A 22,712-nucleotide genomic window follows, 5' to 3' on the forward strand; every position below is an offset into this window, starting at 1 on the left:
GGCAATTTAGATCAACGCGTCTTATTACGACGACGAATGATCAGCTTGTCGGTGCGCTTATTCTTACGCGTCTTGTGACCCTTAGTCGGCACACCCCATGGGGATACCGGGTGACGGCCACCACTGGTGCGGCCTTCGCCACCACCGTGCGGGTGATCCACCGGGTTCATCGCGACACCGCGAACAGTCGGACGCACGCCTCTCCAGCGCTTCGCACCGGCCTTGCCAAGTTGACGCAGGCTGTGCTCGGAGTTGCTCACTTCACCCAAGGTCGCGCGGCACTCAGCCAGGACTTTACGCATTTCACCAGAGCGAAGACGTAAAGTGGCGTAGTTACCATCACGAGCGACCAACTGGGCGCTAGTACCGGCACTGCGAGCAATCTGCGCGCCTTTACCCGGCTTCAGTTCGATACCGTGAACGGTAGAACCAAGCGGAATATTGCGCAGCGGCAAGGCATTGCCTTTCTTGATGGGCGCGTTAACACCAGATTCCAGCACGTCACCCGCGCTGACACCTTTCGGTGCAATGATGTAACGACGCTCGCCATCAGCGTATTTCAGCAGCGCAATGTGCGCACTGCGGTTCGGGTCGTGCTCCAGACGCTCAACAGTGGCAGGAATGCCATCTTTGGTGCGTTTGAAGTCGATCAACCGATAGTGGTGACGGTGACCACCGCCCACGTGACGGGTGGTGATGCGACCGTTGTTATTACGGCCACCGGACTTGGACTGCTTTTCCAAAAGCGGTGCATAAGCACGGCCCTTGTACAGTTCCTCACCAACGATCTTGACGACGTGGCGACGACCGGCGGATGTGGGTTTGGTCTTGACGATTGCCATTATCCGTACTCCTGCCCTTATTCGGCGCCAGAGAAGTCTTCGAGCGTTTCACCCGCAGCCAGGGTCACATACGCTTTGCGATAACCCTTACGCAGGCCAACGCCGTGAGCAGTACGCTTTGTTTTACCCTTCATGTTCAATACTTGAACACTGCCGACCTTCTTGCCGAATAGTGCTTCAACGGCTTTCTTGATCTCGGGCTTGGTAGCATCGCTTGCCACCTTGAAAACGTACTGGTTGCGCTCAGCAGCCATCGCGGCCTTTTCGGTCACGTGCGGTCCAAGCAGAACCTTGAATACGCGTTCCTGGTTCATGCCAGCTTCTCCTCGAATTTACGCAGGGCGGAGACGGTAACCAGGACCTTATCAAAGGCTACCAGGCTTACCGGATCAGCTGCCGCGACATCCACCACATCAACGTGGGGAAGGTTGCGTGCGGCCAGATAGAGCTTTTCGTCAACTTCTTCAGTGACAATCAACACTTTTTCAAGGTTGAGCTCTTTCAGCTTGGCAGCTACCTGCTTGGTCTTCGGCGCTTCAACGCTGAACTCTTCAATCGCGATCAGACGCTCTTGACGTACCAGCTCAGACAGGATGGAACGCATCGCCGAACGGTACATTTTGCGGTTAACTTTTTGCGAGTGGTCCTGAGGACGCGCTGCAAAAGTTACGCCGCCGCTGCGCCATAACGGAGAGCGGATAGTACCAGCACGTGCACGACCGGTACCCTTCTGACGCCACGGTTTCTTACCACCACCGCGCACGTCGGAACGGCTCTTTTGAGCGCGAGTGCCTTGGCGACCACCAGCCAGATAGGCGGTGACAACCTGATGGACCAGCGCTTCGTTGAATTCTTTGCCAAAAGTGGCGTCGGCTACTTCAACGGTACCCGCGCCTGCAGCAAGATTCAGATTCATTGGTAATTATCCCCTTCAGCCAGCTTTCACGGCGCTGCGAACGATAACGTCACTACCGGGAGCGCCCGGAACAGCACCTTTGATCAGCAGCAGGTTACGCTCGGCGTCGACACGGACGATCTCAAGGCTCTGTACGGTGCAACGGGCATTACCCATTTGACCGGCCATTTTTTTGCCTTTAAATACACGACCCGGGGTCTGACACATGCCGATAGAACCCGGCGCACGATGCGACAGGGAGTTACCATGCGTGTTGTCTTGGGTACGGAAATTCCAGCGCTTAACAGCACCCTGGAAGCCTTTACCCTTAGAGGTGCCGGTCACGTCGATTATTTGACCAGCTTCGAAGAGGGATACGGTGAGTTCGCCACCCACTTCTGGAGCTTCTTCGCCTTCTGAAAGACGGAATTCCATTAGTGAACGACCAGCCTCAACACCCGCCTTGGCAAACTGACCAGCTTGCGCTTTGGTGAGGTGTTTGGCTTTACGAGAACCTGTGGTGACCTGAACCGCTGCGTAACCGTCAGACTCAAGAGTCTTAACGCGCGTTACACGGTTAGGATCAACTTCAATAACGGTCACGGGCACAGAAGCGCCATCTTCGGTAAAGACGCGGGTCATCCCGGCCTTTTTACCGACTAAACCGATAGTCATACTCAGTCTCCTATAGTGTACGGGGCTATCACCCGCTATGGCTGCCCTTTCCAGAGCATTCCACTAGCACATTGTGTGGCGCCTCACGGCGCGGCGGCTGCTGCTCACTCTAAAAAATTAATGAGCGCTGGGCCGCAAAGTGACTAGTGTAATTAGTCGAGCTTGATTTGCACGTCTACGCCAGCGGCGAGATCGAGCTTCATCAGCGCATCAACAGTTTTTTCAGTCGGCTCAACAATGTCGAGCACACGCTTGTGAGTACGAATCTCATACTGATCGCGCGCATCTTTGTTGACGTGCGGTGAAATCAGAATGGTATAGCGCTCGCGGTTGGTCGGCAGCGGAATCGGCCCACGAACCTGAGCACCAGTACGCTTAGCGGTTTCAACGATCTCCGCTGTGGACTGATCGATCAGGCGATGGTCGAACGCTTTCAACCGAATGCGAATCTTTTGGTTCTGCATTTGCCCTAAACTCCAATGGATGTCGATGGCGCGAGCCATCTACCCACGCATTCAAAGGATGCGCATTATAGGCACGCCATCAGCCCATGTCAAACATTTGCTGATGGTGCGCAGAAAAGGGGGCTCGCAAGAGCCCCCTTGATCAGTCAAGTAAACAGCTTACTTAACGATCTTGGCCACAACGCCAGCACCAACGGTACGACCACCTTCGCGAATTGCGAAGCGCAGACCGTCGTCCATAGCGATCGGAGCGATCAGAGTAACAACCAACTTAACGTTATCACCCGGCATTACCATTTCAACACCTTCCGGCAGTTCACAAGTACCAGTTACGTCAGTGGTACGGAAGTAGAACTGAGGACGGTAGCCCTTGAAGAAAGGCGTGTGACGACCACCCTCTTCTTTGGACAGTACGTATACTTCAGCTTCGAAAACGGTGTGCGGGTTGATAGAACCCGGCTTGGCCAGAACCTGGCCACGCTCAACGTCATCACGCTTAGTACCACGCAACAGGGCGCCAACGTTCTCACCTGCACGACCTTCGTCGAGCAGCTTACGGAACATTTCAACACCAGTAACGATGGTCTTAGTGGTGTCGCGGATACCCACGATTTCCACTTCTTCACCAGCTTTAACGATACCGCGCTCTACACGACCGGTAACAACAGTACCACGGCCAGAGATAGAGAATACGTCTTCGATCGGCATCAGGAACGGCTGGTCGATAGCACGCTCCGGCTCAGGAATGTACTCATCCAGAGCCTTGATCAGATTAGTAACGGCGGTAGTACCCATGCCGTTCTCATCTTCGCCGTTCAGAGCCATCAGCGCAGAACCGATGATGATCGGAGTGTCGTCACCCGGGAAGTCGTACTCGTCGAGGAGTTCGCGAACTTCCATTTCGACCAGCTCAAGCAGCTCTTCGTCATCGACCATGTCCGCTTTGTTCAGGAACACAACGATGTACGGTACGCCAACCTGACGAGACAGCAGGATGTGCTCGCGAGTCTGCGGCATAGGGCCGTCAGCGGCAGAACATACCAGGATCGCGCCGTCCATCTGCGCAGCACCGGTGATCATGTTCTTGACGTAGTCAGCGTGCCCCGGGCAGTCAACGTGCGCGTAGTGACGCTCTTCTGACTGGTACTCAACGTGAGATGTAGCGATAGTGATACCGCGCTCACGCTCTTCAGGAGCGTTATCGATGGTATCAAATGCACGCCAGTCACCGCCGAAAACCTCAGCAGACACACGGGTCAGAGCCGCTGTCAGAGTCGTTTTACCGTGGTCGACGTGACCGATGGTGCCGACGTTGACGTGCGGTTTGGAACGTTCGAATTTTTCCTTAGCCACTGCTATAACCTCTTTACGTTAGCTAACGGTTAACCGTTTTGATTGATGACGGCTTCAACGACGCTGGAGGGCGCCTCCTCGTACTTCGCGAACTCCATAGAGTAGCTCGCACGGCCCTGGGTTTGTGAGCGCAGATCGGTTGCGTAACCGAACATCTCACCCAGTGGCACCGTTGCACGAATGACTTTACCAGAAGAGGAGTCATCCATGCCCTGCACCAAGCCGCGACGACGGTTCAGGTCGCCCATGACGTCACCCATAAAGTCTTCGGGGGTCACGACTTCGACCTTCATCACCGGCTCCAGCAGCACGGCCTTGGCCTTCCTGGCACCTTCTTTAACTGCCATAGAAGAAGCAATCTTAAACGCAGTCTCGTTGGAGTCCACGTCGTGGAAGGAGCCATCAAACAGCGTCACTTTAACGTCGATCATCGGGTAGCCCGCAATGACACCGTTTTTCAGCTGCTCAAAAGCACCCTTCTCAACCGCAGGTACGTATTCCTTAGGAACCGTGCCACCTACGATTTCAGAGTTGAATTTGAAGAAGATCTCTCCTTCGCCTTCACCCTTCTCTTCTGCAGTTAGCGGCTCAATACGCAGCCAGACGTGACCATACTGACCACGACCACCAGACTGACGTACGAACTTGCCTTCTTGCTCGACCTTGCCGCGAATAGTTTCGCGATAGGCAACCTGCGGCTTACCGATATTAGCTTCAACCTTGAACTCGCGACGCATACGGTCAACGATGATATCCAAGTGAAGCTCACCCATACCAGAGATAATGGTCTGGCCGGTTTCTTCGTCGGTCTTAACCTGGAAGGAGGGATCTTCCTGGGCAAGCTTACCCAGTGCAACACCCATTTTCTCCTGGTCAGCTTTAGACTTCGGCTCAACCGCAACAGAGATAACCGGATCCGGGAATTCCATGCGCTCGAGAACAATCTTGTTGTCGATATCGCACAGGGTATCACCAGTGGTGACATCCTTCAGACCGATACAGGCAGCAATGTCGCCAGCCAAGACTTCTTTGATCTCTTCGCGGGAGTTGGCGTGCATCTGAACAATACGACCAACACGCTCTTTCTTCTGCTTAACGGAGTTATACACGCCGTCACCAGATTTTAGAACGCCCGAATAGACGCGAATAAAGGTCAGCGTACCAACGAAGGGGTCGGTGGCGATTTTAAACGCCAGAGCCGCAAACGGAGCGCTGTCGTCAGCCTCACGAGTAGCGATGGTGCCGTCTTTATCGTCCAGCTCACCCTCGATCGCCTTAACTTCAGTCGGCGAAGGCATGTATTCAATAACGCCATCCAATACTGCCTGCACACCCTTGTTCTTAAACGCAGAACCACAGGTGACCAGAACAATATCGTTAGCCAAGGTGCGCGCACGCAGACCAGCCTTGATTTCCTCGACGGTCAGCTCACCACCTTCGAGATACTTCTCCATCAGCTCATCAGAGCCTTCGGCAGCCGCTTCAACCATTTGCTCACGATATTTCTCAGCTGTTTCTTGTAACTCAGCCGGAATATCAACGAGTTCAAAATTCATACCCAGACTCGCCTCATCCCACAGGATAGCCTTCATCTGGATCAGGTCGATAACGCCTTTGAAATCTTCCTCTGTGCCCCAGTTAATCTGGATCGGCACAGCGTTAGCGCCTAAGCGCTCTTTCAACTGCTCAACAACCATAAAGAAGTCAGCGCCGGTACGGTCCATCTTATTGACGAACACCATACGCGGAACTTCATACTTATCAGCCTGACGCCAAACGGTCTCGGTCTGCGGCTGAACGCCGGAAGAGCCACACAGTACAACGACCGCGCCATCAAGAACACGCAGAGAACGCTCAACTTCGATGGTGAAGTCAACGTGCCCAGGCGTATCAATGATATTGATGCGGTGCTCGTCAAACTGCTTGTCCATACCTTGCCAGAAGGTGGTAACAGCAGCAGAGGTGATTGTAATACCACGCTCCTGCTCCTGCTCCATCCAGTCTGTTGTCGAAGCACCCTCATGGGTTTCGCCCAACTTATGGGATAGGCCGGTATAGAAAAGTACGCGTTCAGTTGTCGTGGTTTTACCCGCGTCAACGTGAGCGACGATACCGATATTGCGATAACGCTTAAGTGGAGTCTTGCGTGCCACGGTGTAACTCCCGTTTGTTGGCGATGCTCGTTAATTTAGCGGCGCATGCAGGCGAGGCTTATGCGACCGCCGCCACCCACAAAGGATAGCGGCTAGGTATTGCAACCAAGCATTGCGAATACGTTAAGTATTACAAATACGTGTTGCAACAACGCGTCTCAGCAAACACTTCGCCATGCTGAACAACGTGCATATAAAAACCATAAAGCCGTACTTAAAAACGCCGTACTCAAAAACGTCGATCTTAGAAACGCCGCTTTTAGAAACGTCGATCTTAGAAACGGTAGTGCGAGAAGGCCTTGTTGGCTTCTGCCATGCGATGCACGTCTTCGCGCTTCTTAACAGCAGAACCTTTACCTTCTGCGGCATCCAGCATTTCACCAGCCAGACGCTGCACCATGGTTTTTTCACCGCGACGACGCGCTGCGTCCACCAACCAACGCATTGCCAGCGCTTGGCGACGAGACGGACGAACTTCAACCGGCACCTGATAGGTCGCACCACCAACGCGGCGCGACTTCACTTCGACCATAGGCTGGATGGCTTCCAGCGCTTTGTCGAAAGTCTCCAGCGGATCTTCTTTACTACGCTCGGCAACCTTGTCCAACGCACCGTAGACGATACGCTCAGCTATGGACTTCTTGCCGCTGACCATCAGGTGGTTCATGAACTTCGCCAGACGCTCACTTCCGAACTTAGGATCCGGCAGGATTTCGCGTTTAGCTACAACTCTTCTTCTAGGCATGATAAGCCCTCAATTAAGGATCCTTCAGGTAAACCCGGGACCAGTTGCGCTAATAGCGCCGCCCGACCTTACTCTTATCAGACCGTCATATTCGTATTAAGGTAACAACGCCAGCGTCTTAAGACGCTGCAACAAGACGCCTTAGGACTTCGGACGCTTGGTACCGTACTTAGAACGACCCTGCTTACGGTTCTGAACGCCAGAGGTGTCAAGGGCGCCACGAACGGTGTGATAACGCACACCTGGCAAATCCTTTACACGACCGCCGCGAATCAGAACAACAGAGTGCTCTTGCAGGTTGTGACCTTCACCACCGATGTAAGAAGACACTTCGAAACCGTTGGTAAGGCGCACACGGCAAACCTTACGCAGGGCCGAGTTCGGCTTCTTAGGGGTGGTGGTGTAAACGCGCGTACATACGCCGCGCTTTTGCGGGCACGCCTGAAGCGCAGGCACGTCACTCTTAGTGACGGGGCGCTTGCGCGGCTTGCGCACTAGCTGATTAATCGTTGCCATGGTGTTTAGCTGACTCCAATGGTTGCCTTGTCTTCCAACAAGTAGCCTTTTCAACAAATACGGGCAGCGGATGCGGGCGCACCCACCCCACTGTTAAAGGCTGCGCATTCTAAAGGCTGACCCTAGGTGACGTCAAGTCTTGCTGGCGGTTTAACCAGCAAGACTGTGCCATAAGGGCCAGCCACTCGTTGTTGCTCGCTGCCTACCGCTGGTTACAGATCGTCGTCTGAGTCCAGGGCGGTCAACTGAGCACCAAGCTCCTGCTCTACCTCGGTCGCCGAGGGATTGAACAGACGCTCTACGTCTTCGCGCTTGCGACGACGCTCTGCGTGGTGAGTCAGACCGGTACCTGCCGGAATCAGACGTCCAACCACCACGTTTTCTTTCAGGCCGCGCAGGTAATCGCGCTTGCCGGTCACTGCCGCTTCGGTCAGTACGCGGGTCGTTTCCTGGAACGATGCCGCTGAAATGAACGACTCAGTGGCCAAGCTGGCCTTGGTAATACCCAGCAGTAAGCGTTGATACTTGGCTGGGAATTTGCCTTCTTTCTCAAGCCGTGCGTTCTGCTCAAGTACACGCACAAGCTCTGCCTGATCGCCAGTGATGAAGTCGGAGTCACCAGAGTCAGTGATCTCTACCTTGCGCAACATCTGACGCACAATAACTTCGATGTGCTTATCGTTGATGCCTACGCCCTGCAGACGATAAACGTCCTGCACTTCGGCGGTGATGTACTTGGCTAGCTCCGCTACGCCCAATAGGCGCAAGATGTCATGGGGGTTGCTGGGGCCATCAGAGATAACCTCCCCCTTCTCCACTGCTTCACCCTCGAACACGGCAATTTGACGCCATTTCGGGATTAGCGCTTCGAACGGATCGCCAGACTCCGGAGTAATCGTCAAACGACGCTTACCCTTAGTCTCTTTACCAAAGCTCACTACACCACTGATTTCCGCCAGGATAGAGGACTCTTTCGGCTTACGCGCTTCGAACAAGTCAGCAACCCGTGGCAGACCACCGGTAATATCTTTGTTAGCCGAGGCCTCAACCGGAATACGCGCCACTACTTCACCAACACCGATGGTAGACCCATCGTCGACGGAAATAATGGAGTTACCCGGCAGCAGGTACTGTACGGGCGTATTCGAGCCAGATACCGATACGTATTCACCAGCAGCATCTTGCAGCATTACCATGGGGCGCTTATCGCGGCCAGCCATCGGGCGTGCTGCAGATTCGATCACTTCAATAGAGGACAAGCCAGTCATCTCGTCGACGCTGCGGTGCATGGTGACACCTTCGTCAAGATCGATGAACTGCGCCTTACCTTCTACTTCAGCAATGATCGGATGGGTGTGTGGATCCCACTTCGCCACAACCGCACCCGCATCCACGACGTCACCATCGCGAACAGAGAGCTCAGCACCATAAGGGAGCTTATAGTACTCACGCTCACGGCCATGATCATCGGCTACTGCCAAGGCACTGGAGCGAGAAACCACCACCAGTTTGCCATCGGCACGCTCTACGTGCTTGATGTTGTGCAGACGAACCTTGCCGCCGTGCTTCACCTGTACGCTATCCACTGCAGATGAACGCGATGCCGCACCACCGATGTGGAAGGTACGCATGGTCAGCTGGGTACCCGGCTCACCGATCGACTGCGCGGCAATAACCCCGACAGACTCACCGATGTTGACCTGATGACCACGAGCCAGATCACGACCGTAACAAGAAGCACATACGCCGTGAGCGGTATCACAGGTGATGGTAGAGCGAACGATAATCTCGTCCACACCCATAGTGTCGAGCTCGGCACACCACTTCTCATCCAGCAACGTGTTACGCGGAATCAGCACTTCTTCAGTGCCTGGATCAACCACATCCTGCGCAACAACGCGACCCAATACGCGCTGAGACAGCGGTACGATGATGTCGCCACCTTCAATGATCGGGTGCAGCGTCAGGCCGTTTTCGGTGCCACAATCCGTCTCGGTGATAACCAAGTCTTGCGCCACATCTACCAGACGACGCGTCAGGTAACCGGAGTTGGCTGTTTTCAGTGCCGTATCCGCAAGACCTTTACGTGCGCCGTGGGTCGAGATGAAGTACTGAAGTACGTTCAGACCTTCACGGAAGTTGGCGACGATGGGCGTTTCGATGATCGAGCCATCCGGCTTGGCCATCAAGCCACGCATACCGGCTAGCTGACGAATCTGAGCGGCAGAACCACGGGCACCGGAGTCGGCCATGATGAAAACGCTGTTGAACGAGTCTTGCTCAACTTCGTTGCCCTCACGGTCAATTACCGTCTCTTTCGAGATACCTACCATCATCGCCTTGGCGACTTTATCGTTGGCCTTGGACCAGATATCGATAACCTTGTTGTACTTCTCACCTGCAGTTACCAGGCCAGAAGAGAACTGGTCTTCGATCTCTTTAACTTCAGCTTCTGCCGCGTCAACGATAGCCGTTTTCGCTTCAGGGATAACGAAGTCATTTACACCGATAGAGGCACCGGACCAGGTCGCAAGACGGAAGCCGGTATACATCAGCTGGTCAGCGAAGATAACAGTCGGCTTAAGACCAGCACGACGATAGACTTCATTGATCAGACTGGAGATCGCCTTCTTCTTCATCGGCTGATCGATCAGCGCGAACGGTACGCCTTCCGGCAGGATGCGGAACAGCATCGCGCGGCCAACCGTCGTATCGTAGATGCGACGATGGAAACTACGCTCGCCAGTCTCTTCTTCAATATCGATTTCGTCTAGGCGCACTTTAACCCGGGCGTGCAGCGATACCGACTGAGTACCAAAGGCGCGCTCTACCTCGTTGAGGTCCGAGAACACCATGCCTTCACCCTTGGCATTAATCTTTTCGCGAGTCATGTAGTACAGACCCAGAACAACGTCTTGGGACGGTACGATGATCGGCTCGCCGTTAGCAGGTGATAGCACGTTGTTGGTGGCCATCATCAGCGCACGGGCTTCGAGCTGGGCTTCCAGCGTCAGCGGTACGTGTACCGCCATCTGGTCACCGTCGAAGTCGGCGTTGTAGGCGGCACATACCAGCGGGTGCAGCTGGATCGCTTTACCTTCGATCAACAGCGGCTCAAACGCCTGGATGCCCAAACGGTGCAGCGTAGGCGCACGGTTCAGCAGTACCGGGTGTTCGCGGATAACATCAGCAAGGATGTCCCACACCTCAGGCAGCTCACGCTCAACCATTTTCTTGGCAGCTTTAATCGTGGACGCATGGCCCAGCGACTGCAGCTTGGAGTAGATAAACGGCTTGAACAGCTCAAGCGCCATTTTCTTCGGCAGACCACACTGGTGTAGACGCAGCGTCGGGCCAACGGTAATAACCGAACGGCCAGAGTAGTCGACACGCTTACCCAACAAGTTCTGACGGAAACGACCCTGCTTACCTTTGATCATGTCGGCGAGCGATTTCAGCGGGCGCTTGTTAGAACCCGTGATGGCGCGGCCACGACGACCGTTATCCAGCAGTGCATCCACCGCTTCCTGAAGCATGCGCTTCTCGTTACGCACGATAATATCCGGCGCATTGAGGTCCAACAGACGCTTCAGACGGTTGTTACGGTTGATCACACGACGGTAAAGGTCGTTAAGATCTGAGGTCGCGAAACGGCCACCGTCAAGCGGTACCAGCGGACGCAGATCCGGCGGCAACACGGGTAGCACTTCCATGACCATCCACGCCGGCGCGTTGCCGGAGTGGTAAAACGCTTCAAGCAGTTTCAAGCGCTTGGAGAGTTTTTTGATCTTGGTTTCAGAGTTAGTCTGCGGAATCTCTTCACGCAGGTGGTTAATCTCTTCTTCCAGATCGATGTCTTTGAGTAGCTCTTGGACGGCTTCGGCACCCATGCGGGCATCAAAGTCATCGCCAAACTCTTCAAGGGCTTCAAAGTACTGCTCATCGTTCAGCAACTGACCACGCTCCAGCGTGGTCATGCCTGGGTCGATAACAACAAAGCTTTCGAAGTACAGCACGCGCTCGATATCACGCAGGGTCATATCGAGGAACATGCCGATACGCGACGGCAGTGACTTCAGAAACCAGATGTGAGCAACCGGTGATGCCAGCTCAATATGCCCCATGCGCTCACGGCGCACGGCGGCTTTAGTGACTTCAACGCCACACTTCTCACAGATGATACCGCGGTGCTTCATGCGCTTATATTTGCCGCACAAACACTCGTAGTCTTTCACTGGGCCAAAGATCTTGGCACAGAACAGACCATCCCGTTCCGGTTTAAAGGTACGGTAGTTGATGGTCTCGGGCTTCTTCACCTCGCCGAAAGACCAGGAGCGAATCATGTCCGGCGACGCCAGGGTAATCTTGATCGCGTCAAACTCTTCGGACTGAGATTGCGATTTGAGTACTTTCACCAAATCTTTCATGGGACGGCTCCTAGCTCTCTAACTCGATATCGATGCCCAGCGAGCGGATTTCTTTAACCAGTACGTTAAAGGATTCCGGCATGCCTGCCTGCATGGTGTGGTCGCCATCCACGATGTTTTTATACATCTTGGTGCGGCCTTCGACGTCGTCCGATTTGACGGTGAGCATCTCTTGCAGCGTATAGGCTGCGCCGTAGGCTTCTAGCGCCCACACTTCCATCTCACCAAAGCGCTGACCACCGAACTGTGCCTTACCACCCAAGGGCTGCTGGGTAACCAGCGAGTAAGAGCCGGTAGAACGGGCGTGCATCTTGTCGTCTACCAAGTGGTTAAGCTTCAGCATGTACATGTAGCCAACGGTGACCGGACGGTCAAACGCATCGCCGGTACGACCATCGTACAGCGCCATTTGGCCAGACTCGGGAATGTCCGCCAGCTTCAGCAGGTGCTTGATTTCGTGCTCTTTCGCACCATCGAACACCGGCGTTGCCATCGGCACACCGCCCTTGAGGTTTTTCGCCAGCGCGATAATTTCCTCATCGCTAAGCGAGTCGAGATCCTCTGAACGGCTACCAGGCGTGTTGTAAACCTGACCCAGGAAGTCACGAATCTCTGCAACTTGCTGGCCACGGGCATCGCGCAACATAGCCTCGATTTTCATGCCTAAGCCACGCGCAGCCATACCCAAGTGGGTTTCCAGGATCTGCCCCACGTTCATCCGCGACGGTACACCCAACGGGTTTAGTACCACGTCGACCGGCTCGCCCTTCTCATCGAACGGCATATCTTCGATCGGCATGATCGCCGAGATAACACCTTTGTTACCATGACGACCGGCCATTTTGTCGCCCGGCTGAATGCGGCGCTTAACAGCCATGTAGACCTTGACGATTTTTAGCACGCCCGGTGCGAGATCGTCGCCCTGGGTCAGCTTGCGCTTCTTATCTTCAAAGCGCTCGTCCATTTCTTTACGACGGTTTTCGAGCTGCTCGTCGGCTTGAGCCAGCAGTTCGTTATAGGACTCATCCTGCATGCGCAGCTTGAACCACTGCTGACGCGGCAACTCATCGAGATATGCCTCGTCGAGCACGTCGCCTTTCTTGAGGTTCGGTCCGCCGTTAACTCCCTGGCCATCCAGAGTGCGCTTGAGGCGCTCAAAGGTAGCGTCTTCAGCGATACGGTAAGTCTCTTGAAGATCCTTACGTACCTCATCTAACTGCATCTGCTCAATAGCAAGGGCGCGAGAGTCTTTTTCAACGCCATCACGGGTAAACACCTGAACGTCGATAACCGTGCCTTTCATGCCGGTAGGGGCACGCAGCGAGGTGTCTTTAACGTCAGACGCTTTCTCACCAAAGATCGCACGCAGCAGCTTCTCTTCTGGTGTCAGCTGGGTTTCACCTTTCGGCGTTACCTTACCGACCAGAATATCGCCGGGGCCAACTTCAGCACCAATGTAAACAACGCCTGCCTCGTCCAGCTTGGAGAGAGCCGACTCGCCCACGTTGGGAATATCAGCAGTGATCTCTTCCGGCCCTAACTTGGTGTCACGAGACACACAGGTTAGCTCCTGGATATGGATAGTCGTGAAACGGTCTTCTTGAACGACCCGCTCAGAAAGCAGGATGGAGTCCTCGAAGTTGTAGCCGTTCCAGGGCATGAACGCGATGCGCATGTTCTGCCCAAGTGCCAAGTCACCCATATCCACCGACGGGCCATCGGCAAGAATATCGCCACGGGCCACGCTGTCACCAGGACGTACGATAGGACGCTGGTTCATACAGGTGTTCTGGTTTGAACGGGTGTACTTGGTCAGGTTGTAGATATCAACGCCAGCTTCACCGCCGATGATCTCATCTTCGTGTACCCGTACCACTACACGACGCGCGTCAACGGAGTCGATCACACCACCACGACGTGCCACGGCACAAACACCGGAGTCACGAGCAACGAAGCGCTCCATGCCAGTACCCACTAGCGGCTTGTCAGCGCGCAAGGTTGGTACTGCCTGACGCTGCATGTTCGCACCCATCAAGGCGCGGTTAGCATCATCGTGCTCCAGGAACGGAATCAGTGCGGCCGCAACCGAAACAACTTGGCGCGGTGAAACGTCCATTAGCGTGACTTGCTCAGGACGCATAAACGTGGTTTCACCACGATGGCGCACCTGAACCAAGTCGTCACTCAACCGGTTGGACTCATCCACTGCAGCAGATGCCTGGGCAATAACGAAATCACCCTCTTCGATCGCCGACAGGTGAACGATGTCGTCCGTCACTTGACAGGAATTGACCTTACGGTACGGCGTTTCGAGGAAGCCGTAGCTGTTGGTGTGACTGTACGTCGCCAACGAGTTGATCAGACCGATGTTCGGGCCTTCCGGCGTTTCGATCGGACACAAGCGACCGTAGTGCGTGGCGTGTACGTCACGTACTTCGAAGCCTGCACGCTCACGGGTCAAACCACCGGGACCGAGTGCAGACACACGACGCTTGTGGGTAACCTCAGAAAGCGGGTTGTTCTGATCCATAAACTGAGAAAGCTGGCTGGAACCGAAGAACTCTTTCACCGCTGCCGCTACCGGCTTGGCGTTGATCAAGTCTTGGGGCATCAGGCCTTCGCTTTCCGCCATGGAAAGGCGCTCTTTCACCGCACGCTCAACACGTACCAGGCCAACACGGAACTGGTTTTCAGCCATTTCGCCAACGCAGCGAATACGACGGTTGCCCAGGTGATCGATATCGTCAACGTCACCAAAGCCGTTACGGATATTGATCAGTTCGCGCAGTACATCAAGGATGTCTTTACGATCCAGTACGCCAGAACCTGTATCAGTATCGCGACGCAGACGGCGATTGAACTTCATGCGGCCAACGCCCGACAGGTCGTAGCGATCTTCGCTGAAGAACAAGTTGTTAAACAGCGTCTCGGCAGCTTCCTTAGTAGGCGGCTCACCGGGGCGCATCATGCGGTAAATTTCTACCAATGCCTCAAGAGCTGATGCTGTGGCATCCAGCTTCAAGGTGTCGGAAATAAACGAACCGCAATCCAGATCGTTGGTGTATAGCGTTTCAATATGGGTGATACCACCCTGCGCCATACGCTCCAACACTTCCGGAGTAATTTCAGTGTTACAGGGGCAGATCAGCTCACCAGTTTTGGTGTCGATCTGATCTTTGGCTAGCGTTTTGCCAAATAGATATTCCATCGGCACTTCCAGACGCTCAAGACCAGCTTTTTCAAGCTGGCGAATGTGCTTCTGAGTAATCCGACGTCCCTCTTCAACGATAACTTCGCCTTCGCCATCTTTGATGTCGAAGGTGGCAGTTTCTCCGCGCAGTCGTGAGGGTACTAGCTCTACAAAGAAACCGGTTTTCTCAATATGGAAAACACTGCTCTCAAAGAACTCACTAAGAATTTCTTCGGTGTTCATCCCCAGGGCACGCATAAGCACCGAGGCCGGCAGCTTGCGGCGACGGTCGATACGTACGAAGACGTTGTCCTTGGGGTCAAACTCGAAGTCCAACCAGGAGCCACGGTAAGGAATCACGCGAGCTGAATAGAGCAGCTTACCCGAGGAGTGGCTCTTACCTTTATCGTGATCGAAGAACACACCGGGTGAACGGTGGAGCTGGGAAACGATAACCCGCTCAGTACCGTTGATCACAAAGGTACCGTTTTCGGTCATCAGGGGGATTTCCCCCATGTAGACTTCCTGCTCTTTAATATCCTTGATTGCCTTGTTCGAGGAGTCGCGATCATAGATGATCAAGCGAACCTTGACACGCAGCGGGGCGGAATAGGTCACGCCACGCAGCTGACACTCCTTCACATCGAACGCTGGCGTGCCGAAGCGGTAGCTGACGTACTCAAGCGCCGCATTGCCGGAGAAGCTCTCGATCGGGAACACGGACTTGAACGCCGCGTGCAGGCCGATTTCGTGACGCTCGTCAGGCGAACGATCCTGCTGGAGAAAGTCGTAGTAGGAATCAAGCTGGATGGCCAGCAAGTAAGGCACATCCATCACTTGGGGCAGTTTGCCGAAATCCTTGCGGATGCGTTTTTTCTCAGTATATGAGTAAGCCATCTGTATTCCCCAGCTTGTTCACCATGGGTGACCGATGCGTGGTCATCTGCCCCGCGGGCGTTTCAGACGCAGACAGCAAGCTCCTAAATCGGTAGCTCGCCGTCAAAAATCTTGATAGATAACAGTGTTACAGTAGTGCTGTTCACGCTTCGCTTTCGCTCACGCTTACCATCACTCGCGCTTCACAACTTACGCGTTACAACAACGTACGCTTCACAACAACGGTCTTACTGTATTATTTACTGCTCGTTTTGCAGCTTTTCTGCTGACTCAACACTGCACCTTGCAGCACGATACAACAGAAAAAGGCCGACAGCGGGATGTTCCCGCCGCCAGCCGTGGAAGCTTACGCAGCGCGTAAAGCCGTCAGCACAAGAATTACTTGAGCTCGACGCTTGCGCCCGCTTCTTCCAGCTTGGTTTTAGCTGCTTCAGCGTCTTCTTTAGACATTGCTTCTTTGATGGTTGCTGGCGCGCCATCAACAGCACCTTTGGCTTCTTTCAGACCAAGGCCGGTGATTTCGCGAACCGCTTTGATGACGTTAACTTTCTTGTCACCAGCAGAGGTCAGTACCAGATCAAATTCAGTTTGCTCTTCAGCAGCTTCGCCACCAGCAGCCGGGCCAGCCATTACGGCTGCAGCTGCAGATACGCCGAACTTCTCTTCCATCGCTTCGATCAGCTCGACAACTTCCATTACGGACATGTCGGCTACAGCATTGATGATATCGTCTTTGGTCAGTGCCATTGTTTCATTCCTAACTTTGCGGGAGTCTCGGTCTACCGAGCACTCAGGGTTCATTGCTTGATTCGGGCAGCGCTCTACTTATGCTCTGTAAAGCGCACACAGCTCACGCCGCCTGCAAGAAAAACTGCTTATGCAGCTTCTTGTTTCTGGTCGCGTAGGGCGGCCAGAGTACGAACCAGCTTGCCAGCGGAGGCTTCTTTCATTACCGACATCAACTTGGCAATTGCCTCGTCGTAGGTCGGCAGGGTTGCCAGACGATCGATGTCAGCAGCCGGGATCAACTCACCTTCGTAGGCCAACGCCTTCACTTCGAAGTTCTGATCTTGCTTCGCGAACTCTTTGAACAGACGAGCAGCAGCGCCCGGGTGTTCAGTAGAGAAAGCCAGCAGAGTAGGACCAACAAAGCTCTCATTCAGGCACTCCCACTGAGTACCTTCAAGGGCGCGGCGTGCCAGTGTGTTGCGGACAACACGCAACTGGACGCCATTCTCACGCGCTTGCTTACGCAGATCGGTCATTTTGCCGACCGTTACGCCGCGAGAATCGGCAACTACGACGGAGAGTGCGCCTTTGGCCGCTTCACTGACCTCGGCAACAATCGCTTTCTTGCCTTCAAGTGCTAGTGGCACAGTGATCACTCCTTCGTGCCGGAACCCATAAACAGGCTCCGGTGGTTACCATCTCTTCCAGGCATTTCAACATCAACCCTGGAAGCCTTAGGGGATGGTGCTCACCAGAAAGCGGTTTGCTAAAAAGCGTTAACCAACTGGCGGCCACACCATCTGCGCAGGCGCTTATCTAGGCAATTAAGCCGCGCCCGAACACTGCGCGGCACCTGCGGTCTTTGACGGCGCCCCAGCAGGCAGATACAGACTTCAACCAGCATGGGGGACCGCAAAGTTCTTGCTCGGTTCTTACTGAAACCGGTTCTTACTAAAAACAGTTCTTACTAAACTATCAACGACTCGCTTATACCAGCGCAGAGTGGTCGAGAGTTAAGCCCGGGCCCATGGTAGTGGACAGGGTGATTTTCTTAAAGTAAATACCTTTAGAGGAGCTCGGCTTGAGCCTCTTAAGGTCAGCAACCAACGCTTCCAGGTTGCCCTGAACAGCAGTTGCTTCAAAATTAGCTTTACCCAGCGTAGTGTGGATAATGCCGTTTTTATCGGTACGGAAACGCACCTGACCCGCTTTGGCATTCTTAACCGCAGTCGCCACGTCAGGCGTTACGGTGCCAACTTTCGGGTTAGGCATCAAGCCACGTGGACCAAGAATCTGGCCAAGTTGACCCACAACACGCATCGCATCAGGAGAGGCGATAACAACGTCGAAGTCCATCACGCCCTTCTTGACCTGCTCAGCCAGCTCTTCCATACCTACGATGTCAGCGCCCGCTTCTTTAGCAGCATCGGCGTTAGCGCCCTGGGTGAAAACAGCTACACGTACGTCTTTGCCGGTACCGTTAGGCATAACGGTCGCGCCACGTACTACCTGATCAGATTTACGCGGGTCAACACCAAGGTTGATCGCAACGTCCAAAGACTCATTGAACTTAACAGTAGACAGCTCAGACAGCAGCGCCACAGCTTCTTCCAGAGAGTAAGCTTTGTTAGCGTCTACTTTCTCGCGAATAACCTTCGCACGCTTAGACAGTTTAGCCATGATCAGAGACCCTCCACGTTTAGGCCCATGCTACGAGCACTACCAGCGATGGTGCGCACCGCGGCATCGAGATCAGAAGCCGTCATATCCGGCTCTTTGGTCTTGGCGATCTCTTCTAACTGCTCACGAGTCACGGTACCAACCTTCTTCTTGTTCGGCTCACCAGAACCGGACTTGATACCAGCCGCTTTTTTCAGCAGCACAGCAGCAGGCGGAGTCTTGGTAACGAACGTGAAGCTACGGTCGGAGTAGACAGTGATCACGACAGGCGTCGGCAAGCCAGGCTCAATCTCTTGAGTGGCAGCGTTGAACGCCTTACAGAATTCCATGATATTCACGCCGTGCTGACCCAACGCAGGACCTACGGGCGGACTAGGATTGGCTTTACCTGCAGCAACCTGCAGCTTGATGTAAGCCTGTACTTTCTTGGCCATAACAGTAACTCCAATTGGGTGATAGCGCCTCTCGGCTCCCCGGTACGCGCAAAGCAGCACTCGGCTGCTTTGCATGAATCCAGGGTGGTACGCTACGCGCACCACCCTGCTACATTATCTGTATTACTCTTTTTCCACCTGGGAGAATTCAAGCTCCACCGGCGTTGCACGCCCAAAAATCAACACGCTGACTTGCAGGCGGCTCTTGTCGTAATTCACCTCTTCAACAACGCCGTTGAAGTCGGCAAATGGACCATCAACAACGCGGACAGACTGACCCGGCTCAAACATGGTTTTGGGCCGCGGCTTATCAGTACCGTCTTTCACACGACGCAGAATCGCTTCAGCTTCGCGGGTAGTAATAGGCGCTGGCTTTTCCTTGGTACCACCAATGAAGCCCATCACGCGGGGCGTTTCATTTACCAGGTGCCAAGTCTCGTCAGCCATTTCCATTTCGACCAACACGTAGCCAGGGTAAAACTTGCGCTCACTCTTACGGCGCTTACCGTCGCGCATTTCAACCACTTCTTCCGTCGGCACAAGGATTTCGCCAAAGCGATCTTCCATGCCGTACATTTTCACACGTTCGATCAGCGAGCGCATGACATGCTTTTCGAAACCGGAATAGGCGTGGACGACGTACCAACGTTTGGACATGAAAGCTCCTAACCAATGACGCCGGACATTGCCCAGCTAAGAAGAGTATCGATCAACCACAGCATCAACCCAACCACCAACACCGCGACCAGTACAATAGCAGTGGTCTGCACGGTTTCGGGACGGGTCGGCCACACAACGCGCTGAATCTCTTTCTTAGCGCTCACGGCAAGCTCCACTAAATCGCGCCCTTTTGCCGTGGTGAGAGCAACTAAACCAGCAGTCGCACACAACACCACCACACCTAGCACGCGGTAGAGAAGACCAACATCAGCGAAATAGGTGTTTCCAACGACCGCAACGGCAAGCAGCACCACAACCACTGCCCACTTGAGCCCGTCATGACGAGACTGTTGCACCTCTGCGCCATGTTTTACAGAATTAGGCTTCATAAAAACGAGACTCCCAAGGGTGCAGCGAGCGACAAAGGAATTCTAGAAAGACATACCAACCTGGGGAAGGCTGGCAGGCCAGGAGGGAATCGAACCCCCAACCTGCGGTTTTGGAGACCGCTGCTCTGCCAATTGAGCTACTGGCCTGTATCGTCATGCACGTAAGCAAATGCCTACGCAACAGCGGGCGCCATGATAGCCGAGAACGAACCATCTGACAACCCCTACACTTCATCTATGGCACACACAACCAGAGACAAAGACAAAAAAAGCGAGCTTAGCTCGCTTTTTTTGTAATATGGAGCTCATGGACGGAATTGAACCGTCGACCTCACCCTTACCAAGGGTGTGCTCTACCCCTGAGCTACATGAGCCAAACACAACACTGGAGCGGGCGGCGGGAATCGAACCCGCACCATCAGCTTGGAAGGCTGAGGTTCTACCATTGAACTACGCCCGCCGAACTTGCCTTTAGAATGACAGCCCATTGCACGAGAAACAGTAGCTTGATGCCCGCTAACCGGCTTTTCATTCCCAAGCGCCGAAAAAATCAACGCTCGATTAAACTGGTGGAGAGGGAAGGATTCGAACCTTCGAAGCTTTCGCGGCAGATTTACAGTCTGCTCCCTTTGGCCACTCGGGAACCTCTCCAGCTGTGGCGGCACATTATGCCAACCTCCAGAACAGTGTCAAGCTTATAGACACTTTATTTACGCTAGCTTGCTGAATATAACGTGATATTTAGCGCTGCTTCCGTTCTGGAACGCGCTGCATTCTGTCAAAGCAGCATCGAGAATGCAAGGCCTGCGCGAATTTTTTCTAATGACACTGGCTTAGGCACCGCCGGTGCGCCGGAAAGCTTACCTGCACGCTCAGCAAAGGTCAGAGGGAAACTCGCTTCTAAGCCACCGTAAACCATGTCGGGCCACACAGCATGGGGCACCTGCACTCCGCGGGAAATCACTCGAGCATCCCCCCCGGTAAGCAACACAGGTAGTGCAACACCCTGCTGATCACACACCTCGCTGTAAATGCGATTAATCGCACTTACAGCCGCCATATAGATCCCATGATTAACAGCATCAACGGTGCGCCGCCCTGGCTCTAGCAACGCATCAGCCTCACTCTCAGGGTCAATTGCCACATTTTGAGTCCCAAGTTTGAGGCTTTCTTTCATCAAACGCAGCCCAGGGACAATGAACCCACCGAGATGAGCCCCGCCCGGCAACACAAAATCGATAGTAATGGCGCTGCCACAATCTACCGCACAGCACCCACCCGCCAATTGATAGCCCGCAAGCGCACCCAACCAGCGGTCCACACCAAGACGCCCAGGCTCGTCATAGCCATTAACTACGCCTAACGCCTCAGGCGTCGAGTGAGCCACATAAACATGCCGCACTTGGCGGCGTAGAAGCGTAACGGTCTCTTCTAACACCGCCGCCCTTGCAACGCTTGAGATTCGAACCGCCTCTACGACATCCAAATCAGGAATATCCGCGCCGGGGCGCCACTCCTCTCGGGTCCATACTGCCCCTCGCGAGCGTATTTCACTGCTCTCGGCATCTTTAAGCCGCCATTTTGACAGCGTGTTGCCGATATCCAGATCCAGAATCATAAGCGCCTGCGTATACTGATTTCACCGCCCGATAGGCGACGCGGGTGGTCATCCTCGGTAACCCAAAGGTTACCGCTCTCATCTACTTCTCCTGCAAACGCATCGCTGGAGCGCTCCCCCTGAATGACACGTATAGGCTGCCCTACATAGGCATGGCGCTTATTCCACCCATCGCGCCATGCACAAAACCCTTCATTCTCAAAGTCCGCCAGCATATCCAGCAACCCAGCAACCGTATCAGCGGCCAACTGGTTACGCGAGATTCCCTCTTTCGCATCAAATAAGGCGGCAACAGGCTGATCAATAGTGGCGCGCAGGCTATCGGGCAGCGAAAGGTTCATACCGATACCAATAACGACCTCACAGGGTCCCGCAGCATCGCCCGTCACCTCAATCAAAATCCCTGCGAGCTTGCCAAGCTCACCGCCCTGCTCAGCAAGTAAAATATCGTTGGGCCATTTCAGCTTCGGCTCGACCCCGTACTGCTCCAAAACTTGCGCCATGACAACGCCCACGGCAAGGCTTAGCCCTTCAAGAGCAGTCACTCCTGCTTCAAAACGCCAACCAATTGAGAGCATTAAACTTTGCCCCCAAGGCGTCGACCACACCCGACCACGGCGACCACGCCCAGCTGTTTGAAGCTCAACCAGGCACACCTCGCCATGGCCCGCCCCTTGGGCAAAACGTTCGCGCAGATACTCATTGCTAGAAGGAAGTTGATCCTGCACAAATAGTCGCGCCAATAAATGACGGGCTTTAGCAGGCAAATGCTCGACGATTTTCGCCCCCTCAAGAGGCTCTAAAGGATGGGCAAGCCGATAGCCACGACCTTTGACTGCTACCAATTCTACGCCCAGAGCGTCTAACTTTTTGAGCTGCTTCCATACAGCGGCTCGTGAAACGCCCAGCGCCTCACCTAATTGTTCACCGGAATGAACCTCGCCATCGCTCAACAAACGCATCAGGTTACCGATGGTCATGTGCTTGCCCTGCCAAAAAAAACCAATCTTACCGGATATATAAAAGTGTCGGAAAGCACTGAGAT

At 54.2% G+C, this 22,712-nt stretch carries 20 protein-coding genes and 4 tRNA genes; 1 reads left to right on the forward strand and 23 read right to left on the reverse strand.

Translation table 11 applies throughout. From position 1 onward, the window contains the following. Positions 1–11: 11 nt before the first annotated feature. The 7 genes from rplB to fusA all read right to left on the reverse strand — a co-directional run bounded on the left by rplB (position 12) and on the right by fusA (position 6,382). Positions 12–842, reverse strand: coding sequence for a 50S ribosomal protein L2 (gene rplB / locus CPA45_RS06560; protein ID WP_078089849.1), 831 nt, complete (start codon positions 840–842; stop codon positions 12–14). A gap of 17 nt (positions 843–859) precedes the next feature. Continuing rightward, positions 860–1,156: a 50S ribosomal protein L23 gene (gene rplW / locus CPA45_RS06565; RefSeq protein ID WP_078089848.1), complete on the reverse strand. Its 297-nt coding sequence runs from the start codon at positions 1,154–1,156 to the stop codon at positions 860–862. Next, positions 1,153–1,758 carry a 50S ribosomal protein L4 gene (gene rplD, locus CPA45_RS06570; protein ID WP_096650779.1) on the reverse strand — a complete coding sequence of 202 codons (606 nt, stop codon included), beginning with the start codon at positions 1,756–1,758 and terminating at the stop codon, positions 1,153–1,155. Before rplD ends, rplW begins: the two co-directional genes overlap by 4 nt. 15 nt (positions 1,759–1,773) lie before the next feature. Continuing rightward, positions 1,774–2,412, reverse strand: a complete 639-nt coding sequence (gene rplC / locus CPA45_RS06575) for a 50S ribosomal protein L3 (protein ID WP_096650780.1) — start codon at positions 2,410–2,412, stop codon at positions 1,774–1,776. Positions 2,413–2,564: 152 nt separating this feature from the next. Next, positions 2,565–2,876 carry a 30S ribosomal protein S10 gene (gene rpsJ / locus CPA45_RS06580; RefSeq protein ID WP_009098983.1) on the reverse strand — a complete coding sequence of 104 codons (312 nt, stop codon included), beginning with the start codon at positions 2,874–2,876 and terminating at the stop codon, positions 2,565–2,567. Positions 2,877–3,035: 159 nt separating this feature from the next. Beyond that, positions 3,036–4,229, reverse strand: coding sequence for an elongation factor Tu (gene tuf / locus CPA45_RS06585; RefSeq protein WP_096650781.1), 1,194 nt, complete (start codon positions 4,227–4,229; stop codon positions 3,036–3,038). A gap of 29 nt (positions 4,230–4,258) precedes the next feature. Beyond that, complete coding sequence (gene fusA / locus CPA45_RS06590; RefSeq protein WP_096650782.1) at positions 4,259–6,382, reverse strand: elongation factor G; 2,124 nt, start codon at positions 6,380–6,382, stop codon at positions 4,259–4,261. A gap of 99 nt (positions 6,383–6,481) precedes the next feature. Here fusA and CPA45_RS23260 point away from each other — a divergent pair, with 99 nt between their 5' ends. After that, a complete protein-coding gene (locus tag CPA45_RS23260) occupies positions 6,482–6,724 on the forward strand; it encodes a pentapeptide repeat-containing protein (RefSeq protein ID WP_133066776.1) in 243 nt (80 codons plus the stop codon). Here the strand turns inward: CPA45_RS23260 and rpsG are convergent. The 16 genes from rpsG to CPA45_RS06670 form a co-directional block, all read right to left on the reverse strand. Continuing rightward, positions 6,657–7,127 carry a 30S ribosomal protein S7 gene (rpsG, locus tag CPA45_RS06595; protein WP_078089843.1) on the reverse strand — a complete coding sequence of 157 codons (471 nt, stop codon included), beginning with the start codon at positions 7,125–7,127 and terminating at the stop codon, positions 6,657–6,659. The two genes, CPA45_RS23260 and rpsG, sit on opposite strands and share 68 nt — an antisense overlap. 141 nt (positions 7,128–7,268) lie before the next feature. Continuing rightward, complete coding sequence (gene rpsL / locus CPA45_RS06600) at positions 7,269–7,643, reverse strand: 30S ribosomal protein S12 (protein WP_009098973.1); 375 nt, start codon at positions 7,641–7,643, stop codon at positions 7,269–7,271. 212 nt (positions 7,644–7,855) lie between these two features. After that, a complete protein-coding gene (rpoC, locus tag CPA45_RS06605) occupies positions 7,856–12,070 on the reverse strand; it encodes a DNA-directed RNA polymerase subunit beta' (RefSeq protein ID WP_096650783.1) in 4,215 nt (1,404 codons plus the stop codon). 10 nt (positions 12,071–12,080) lie between these two features. Then, the gene (rpoB, locus tag CPA45_RS06610) at positions 12,081–16,157 is read right to left on the reverse strand and encodes a DNA-directed RNA polymerase subunit beta (protein ID WP_096650784.1); all 4,077 of its coding nucleotides are present in this window, start codon (positions 16,155–16,157) and stop codon (positions 12,081–12,083) included. Between the two features lie 378 nt (positions 16,158–16,535). Then, a complete protein-coding gene (rplL, locus tag CPA45_RS06615; protein WP_078089840.1) occupies positions 16,536–16,904 on the reverse strand; it encodes a 50S ribosomal protein L7/L12 in 369 nt (122 codons plus the stop codon). Positions 16,905–17,032: 128 nt separating this feature from the next. Next, positions 17,033–17,533 carry a 50S ribosomal protein L10 gene (rplJ, locus tag CPA45_RS06620; protein ID WP_096650785.1) on the reverse strand — a complete coding sequence of 167 codons (501 nt, stop codon included), beginning with the start codon at positions 17,531–17,533 and terminating at the stop codon, positions 17,033–17,035. Positions 17,534–17,873: 340 nt separating this feature from the next. Next, positions 17,874–18,566: a 50S ribosomal protein L1 gene (rplA, locus tag CPA45_RS06625; RefSeq protein ID WP_096650786.1), complete on the reverse strand. Its 693-nt coding sequence runs from the start codon at positions 18,564–18,566 to the stop codon at positions 17,874–17,876. A 2-nt stretch (positions 18,567–18,568) separates the two neighbouring features. After that, positions 18,569–19,000 carry a 50S ribosomal protein L11 gene (gene rplK / locus CPA45_RS06630; RefSeq protein WP_009098963.1) on the reverse strand — a complete coding sequence of 144 codons (432 nt, stop codon included), beginning with the start codon at positions 18,998–19,000 and terminating at the stop codon, positions 18,569–18,571. A gap of 123 nt (positions 19,001–19,123) precedes the next feature. Next, positions 19,124–19,657: a transcription termination/antitermination protein NusG gene (nusG, locus tag CPA45_RS06635; protein WP_096650787.1), complete on the reverse strand. Its 534-nt coding sequence runs from the start codon at positions 19,655–19,657 to the stop codon at positions 19,124–19,126. Between the two features lie 8 nt (positions 19,658–19,665). Continuing rightward, the gene (secE, locus tag CPA45_RS06640; RefSeq protein WP_096650788.1) at positions 19,666–20,049 is read right to left on the reverse strand and encodes a preprotein translocase subunit SecE; all 384 of its coding nucleotides are present in this window, start codon (positions 20,047–20,049) and stop codon (positions 19,666–19,668) included. A 71-nt stretch (positions 20,050–20,120) separates the two neighbouring features. Next, positions 20,121–20,196 (reverse strand) — tRNA-Trp (locus CPA45_RS06645). Between the two features lie 152 nt (positions 20,197–20,348). Beyond that, positions 20,349–20,423: transfer RNA gene (locus tag CPA45_RS06650), tRNA-Thr, on the reverse strand. Between the two features lie 12 nt (positions 20,424–20,435). Next, a tRNA-Gly gene (locus CPA45_RS06655) sits at positions 20,436–20,509 on the reverse strand. A gap of 107 nt (positions 20,510–20,616) precedes the next feature. Then, positions 20,617–20,700 (reverse strand) — tRNA-Tyr (locus CPA45_RS06660). 127 nt (positions 20,701–20,827) lie between these two features. Continuing rightward, entirely contained in the window at positions 20,828–21,667 is an 840-nt protein-coding gene (locus tag CPA45_RS06665) for a type III pantothenate kinase (protein WP_096650789.1), read from the reverse strand. After that, positions 21,664–22,647, reverse strand: a complete 984-nt coding sequence (locus CPA45_RS06670) for a biotin--[acetyl-CoA-carboxylase] ligase (RefSeq protein WP_096650790.1) — start codon at positions 22,645–22,647, stop codon at positions 21,664–21,666. The genes CPA45_RS06665 and CPA45_RS06670 overlap by 4 nt, the downstream gene beginning before the upstream one ends. Positions 22,648–22,712 lie beyond the last annotated feature (65 nt).

This window comes from Vreelandella nigrificans (genome assembly GCF_002374315.1).
GTDB lineage: Bacteria > Pseudomonadota > Gammaproteobacteria > Pseudomonadales > Halomonadaceae > Vreelandella > Vreelandella nigrificans.

Coding starts and splice junctions, on each gene's coding strand:
- rpsJ (WP_009098983.1), bottom strand. CDS start 2,876: ATGCAGAACCAAAAGATTCGCATTCGGTTGAAAGCGTTCGACCATCGC.
- rpsL (WP_009098973.1), bottom strand. CDS start 7,643: ATGGCAACGATTAATCAGCTAGTGCGCAAGCCGCGCAAGCGCCCCGTC.
- rpoC (WP_096650783.1), bottom strand. CDS start 12,070: ATGAAAGATTTGGTGAAAGTACTCAAATCGCAATCTCAGTCCGAAGAG.
- rplA (WP_096650786.1), bottom strand. CDS start 18,566: ATGGCTAAACTGTCTAAGCGTGCGAAGGTTATTCGCGAGAAAGTAGAC.
- CPA45_RS06665 (WP_096650789.1), bottom strand. CDS start 21,667: ATGATTCTGGATCTGGATATCGGCAACACGCTGTCAAAATGGCGGCTT.
- CPA45_RS06670 (WP_096650790.1), bottom strand. CDS start 22,647: ATGACCATCGGTAACCTGATGCGTTTGTTGAGCGATGGCGAGGTTCAT.
- rplW (WP_078089848.1), bottom strand. CDS start 1,156: ATGAACCAGGAACGCGTATTCAAGGTTCTGCTTGGACCGCACGTGACC.
- nusG (WP_096650787.1), bottom strand. CDS start 19,657: ATGTCCAAACGTTGGTACGTCGTCCACGCCTATTCCGGTTTCGAAAAG.
- rplD (WP_096650779.1), bottom strand. CDS start 1,758: ATGAATCTGAATCTTGCTGCAGGCGCGGGTACCGTTGAAGTAGCCGAC.
- rpoB (WP_096650784.1), bottom strand. CDS start 16,157: ATGGCTTACTCATATACTGAGAAAAAACGCATCCGCAAGGATTTCGGC.
- rplC (WP_096650780.1), bottom strand. CDS start 2,412: ATGACTATCGGTTTAGTCGGTAAAAAGGCCGGGATGACCCGCGTCTTT.
- rplL (WP_078089840.1), bottom strand. CDS start 16,904: ATGGCACTGACCAAAGACGATATCATCAATGCTGTAGCCGACATGTCC.
- rplB (WP_078089849.1), bottom strand. CDS start 842: ATGGCAATCGTCAAGACCAAACCCACATCCGCCGGTCGTCGCCACGTC.
- rpsG (WP_078089843.1), bottom strand. CDS start 7,127: ATGCCTAGAAGAAGAGTTGTAGCTAAACGCGAAATCCTGCCGGATCCT.
- rplK (WP_009098963.1), bottom strand. CDS start 19,000: ATGGCCAAGAAAGTACAGGCTTACATCAAGCTGCAGGTTGCTGCAGGT.
- secE (WP_096650788.1), bottom strand. CDS start 20,049: ATGAAGCCTAATTCTGTAAAACATGGCGCAGAGGTGCAACAGTCTCGT.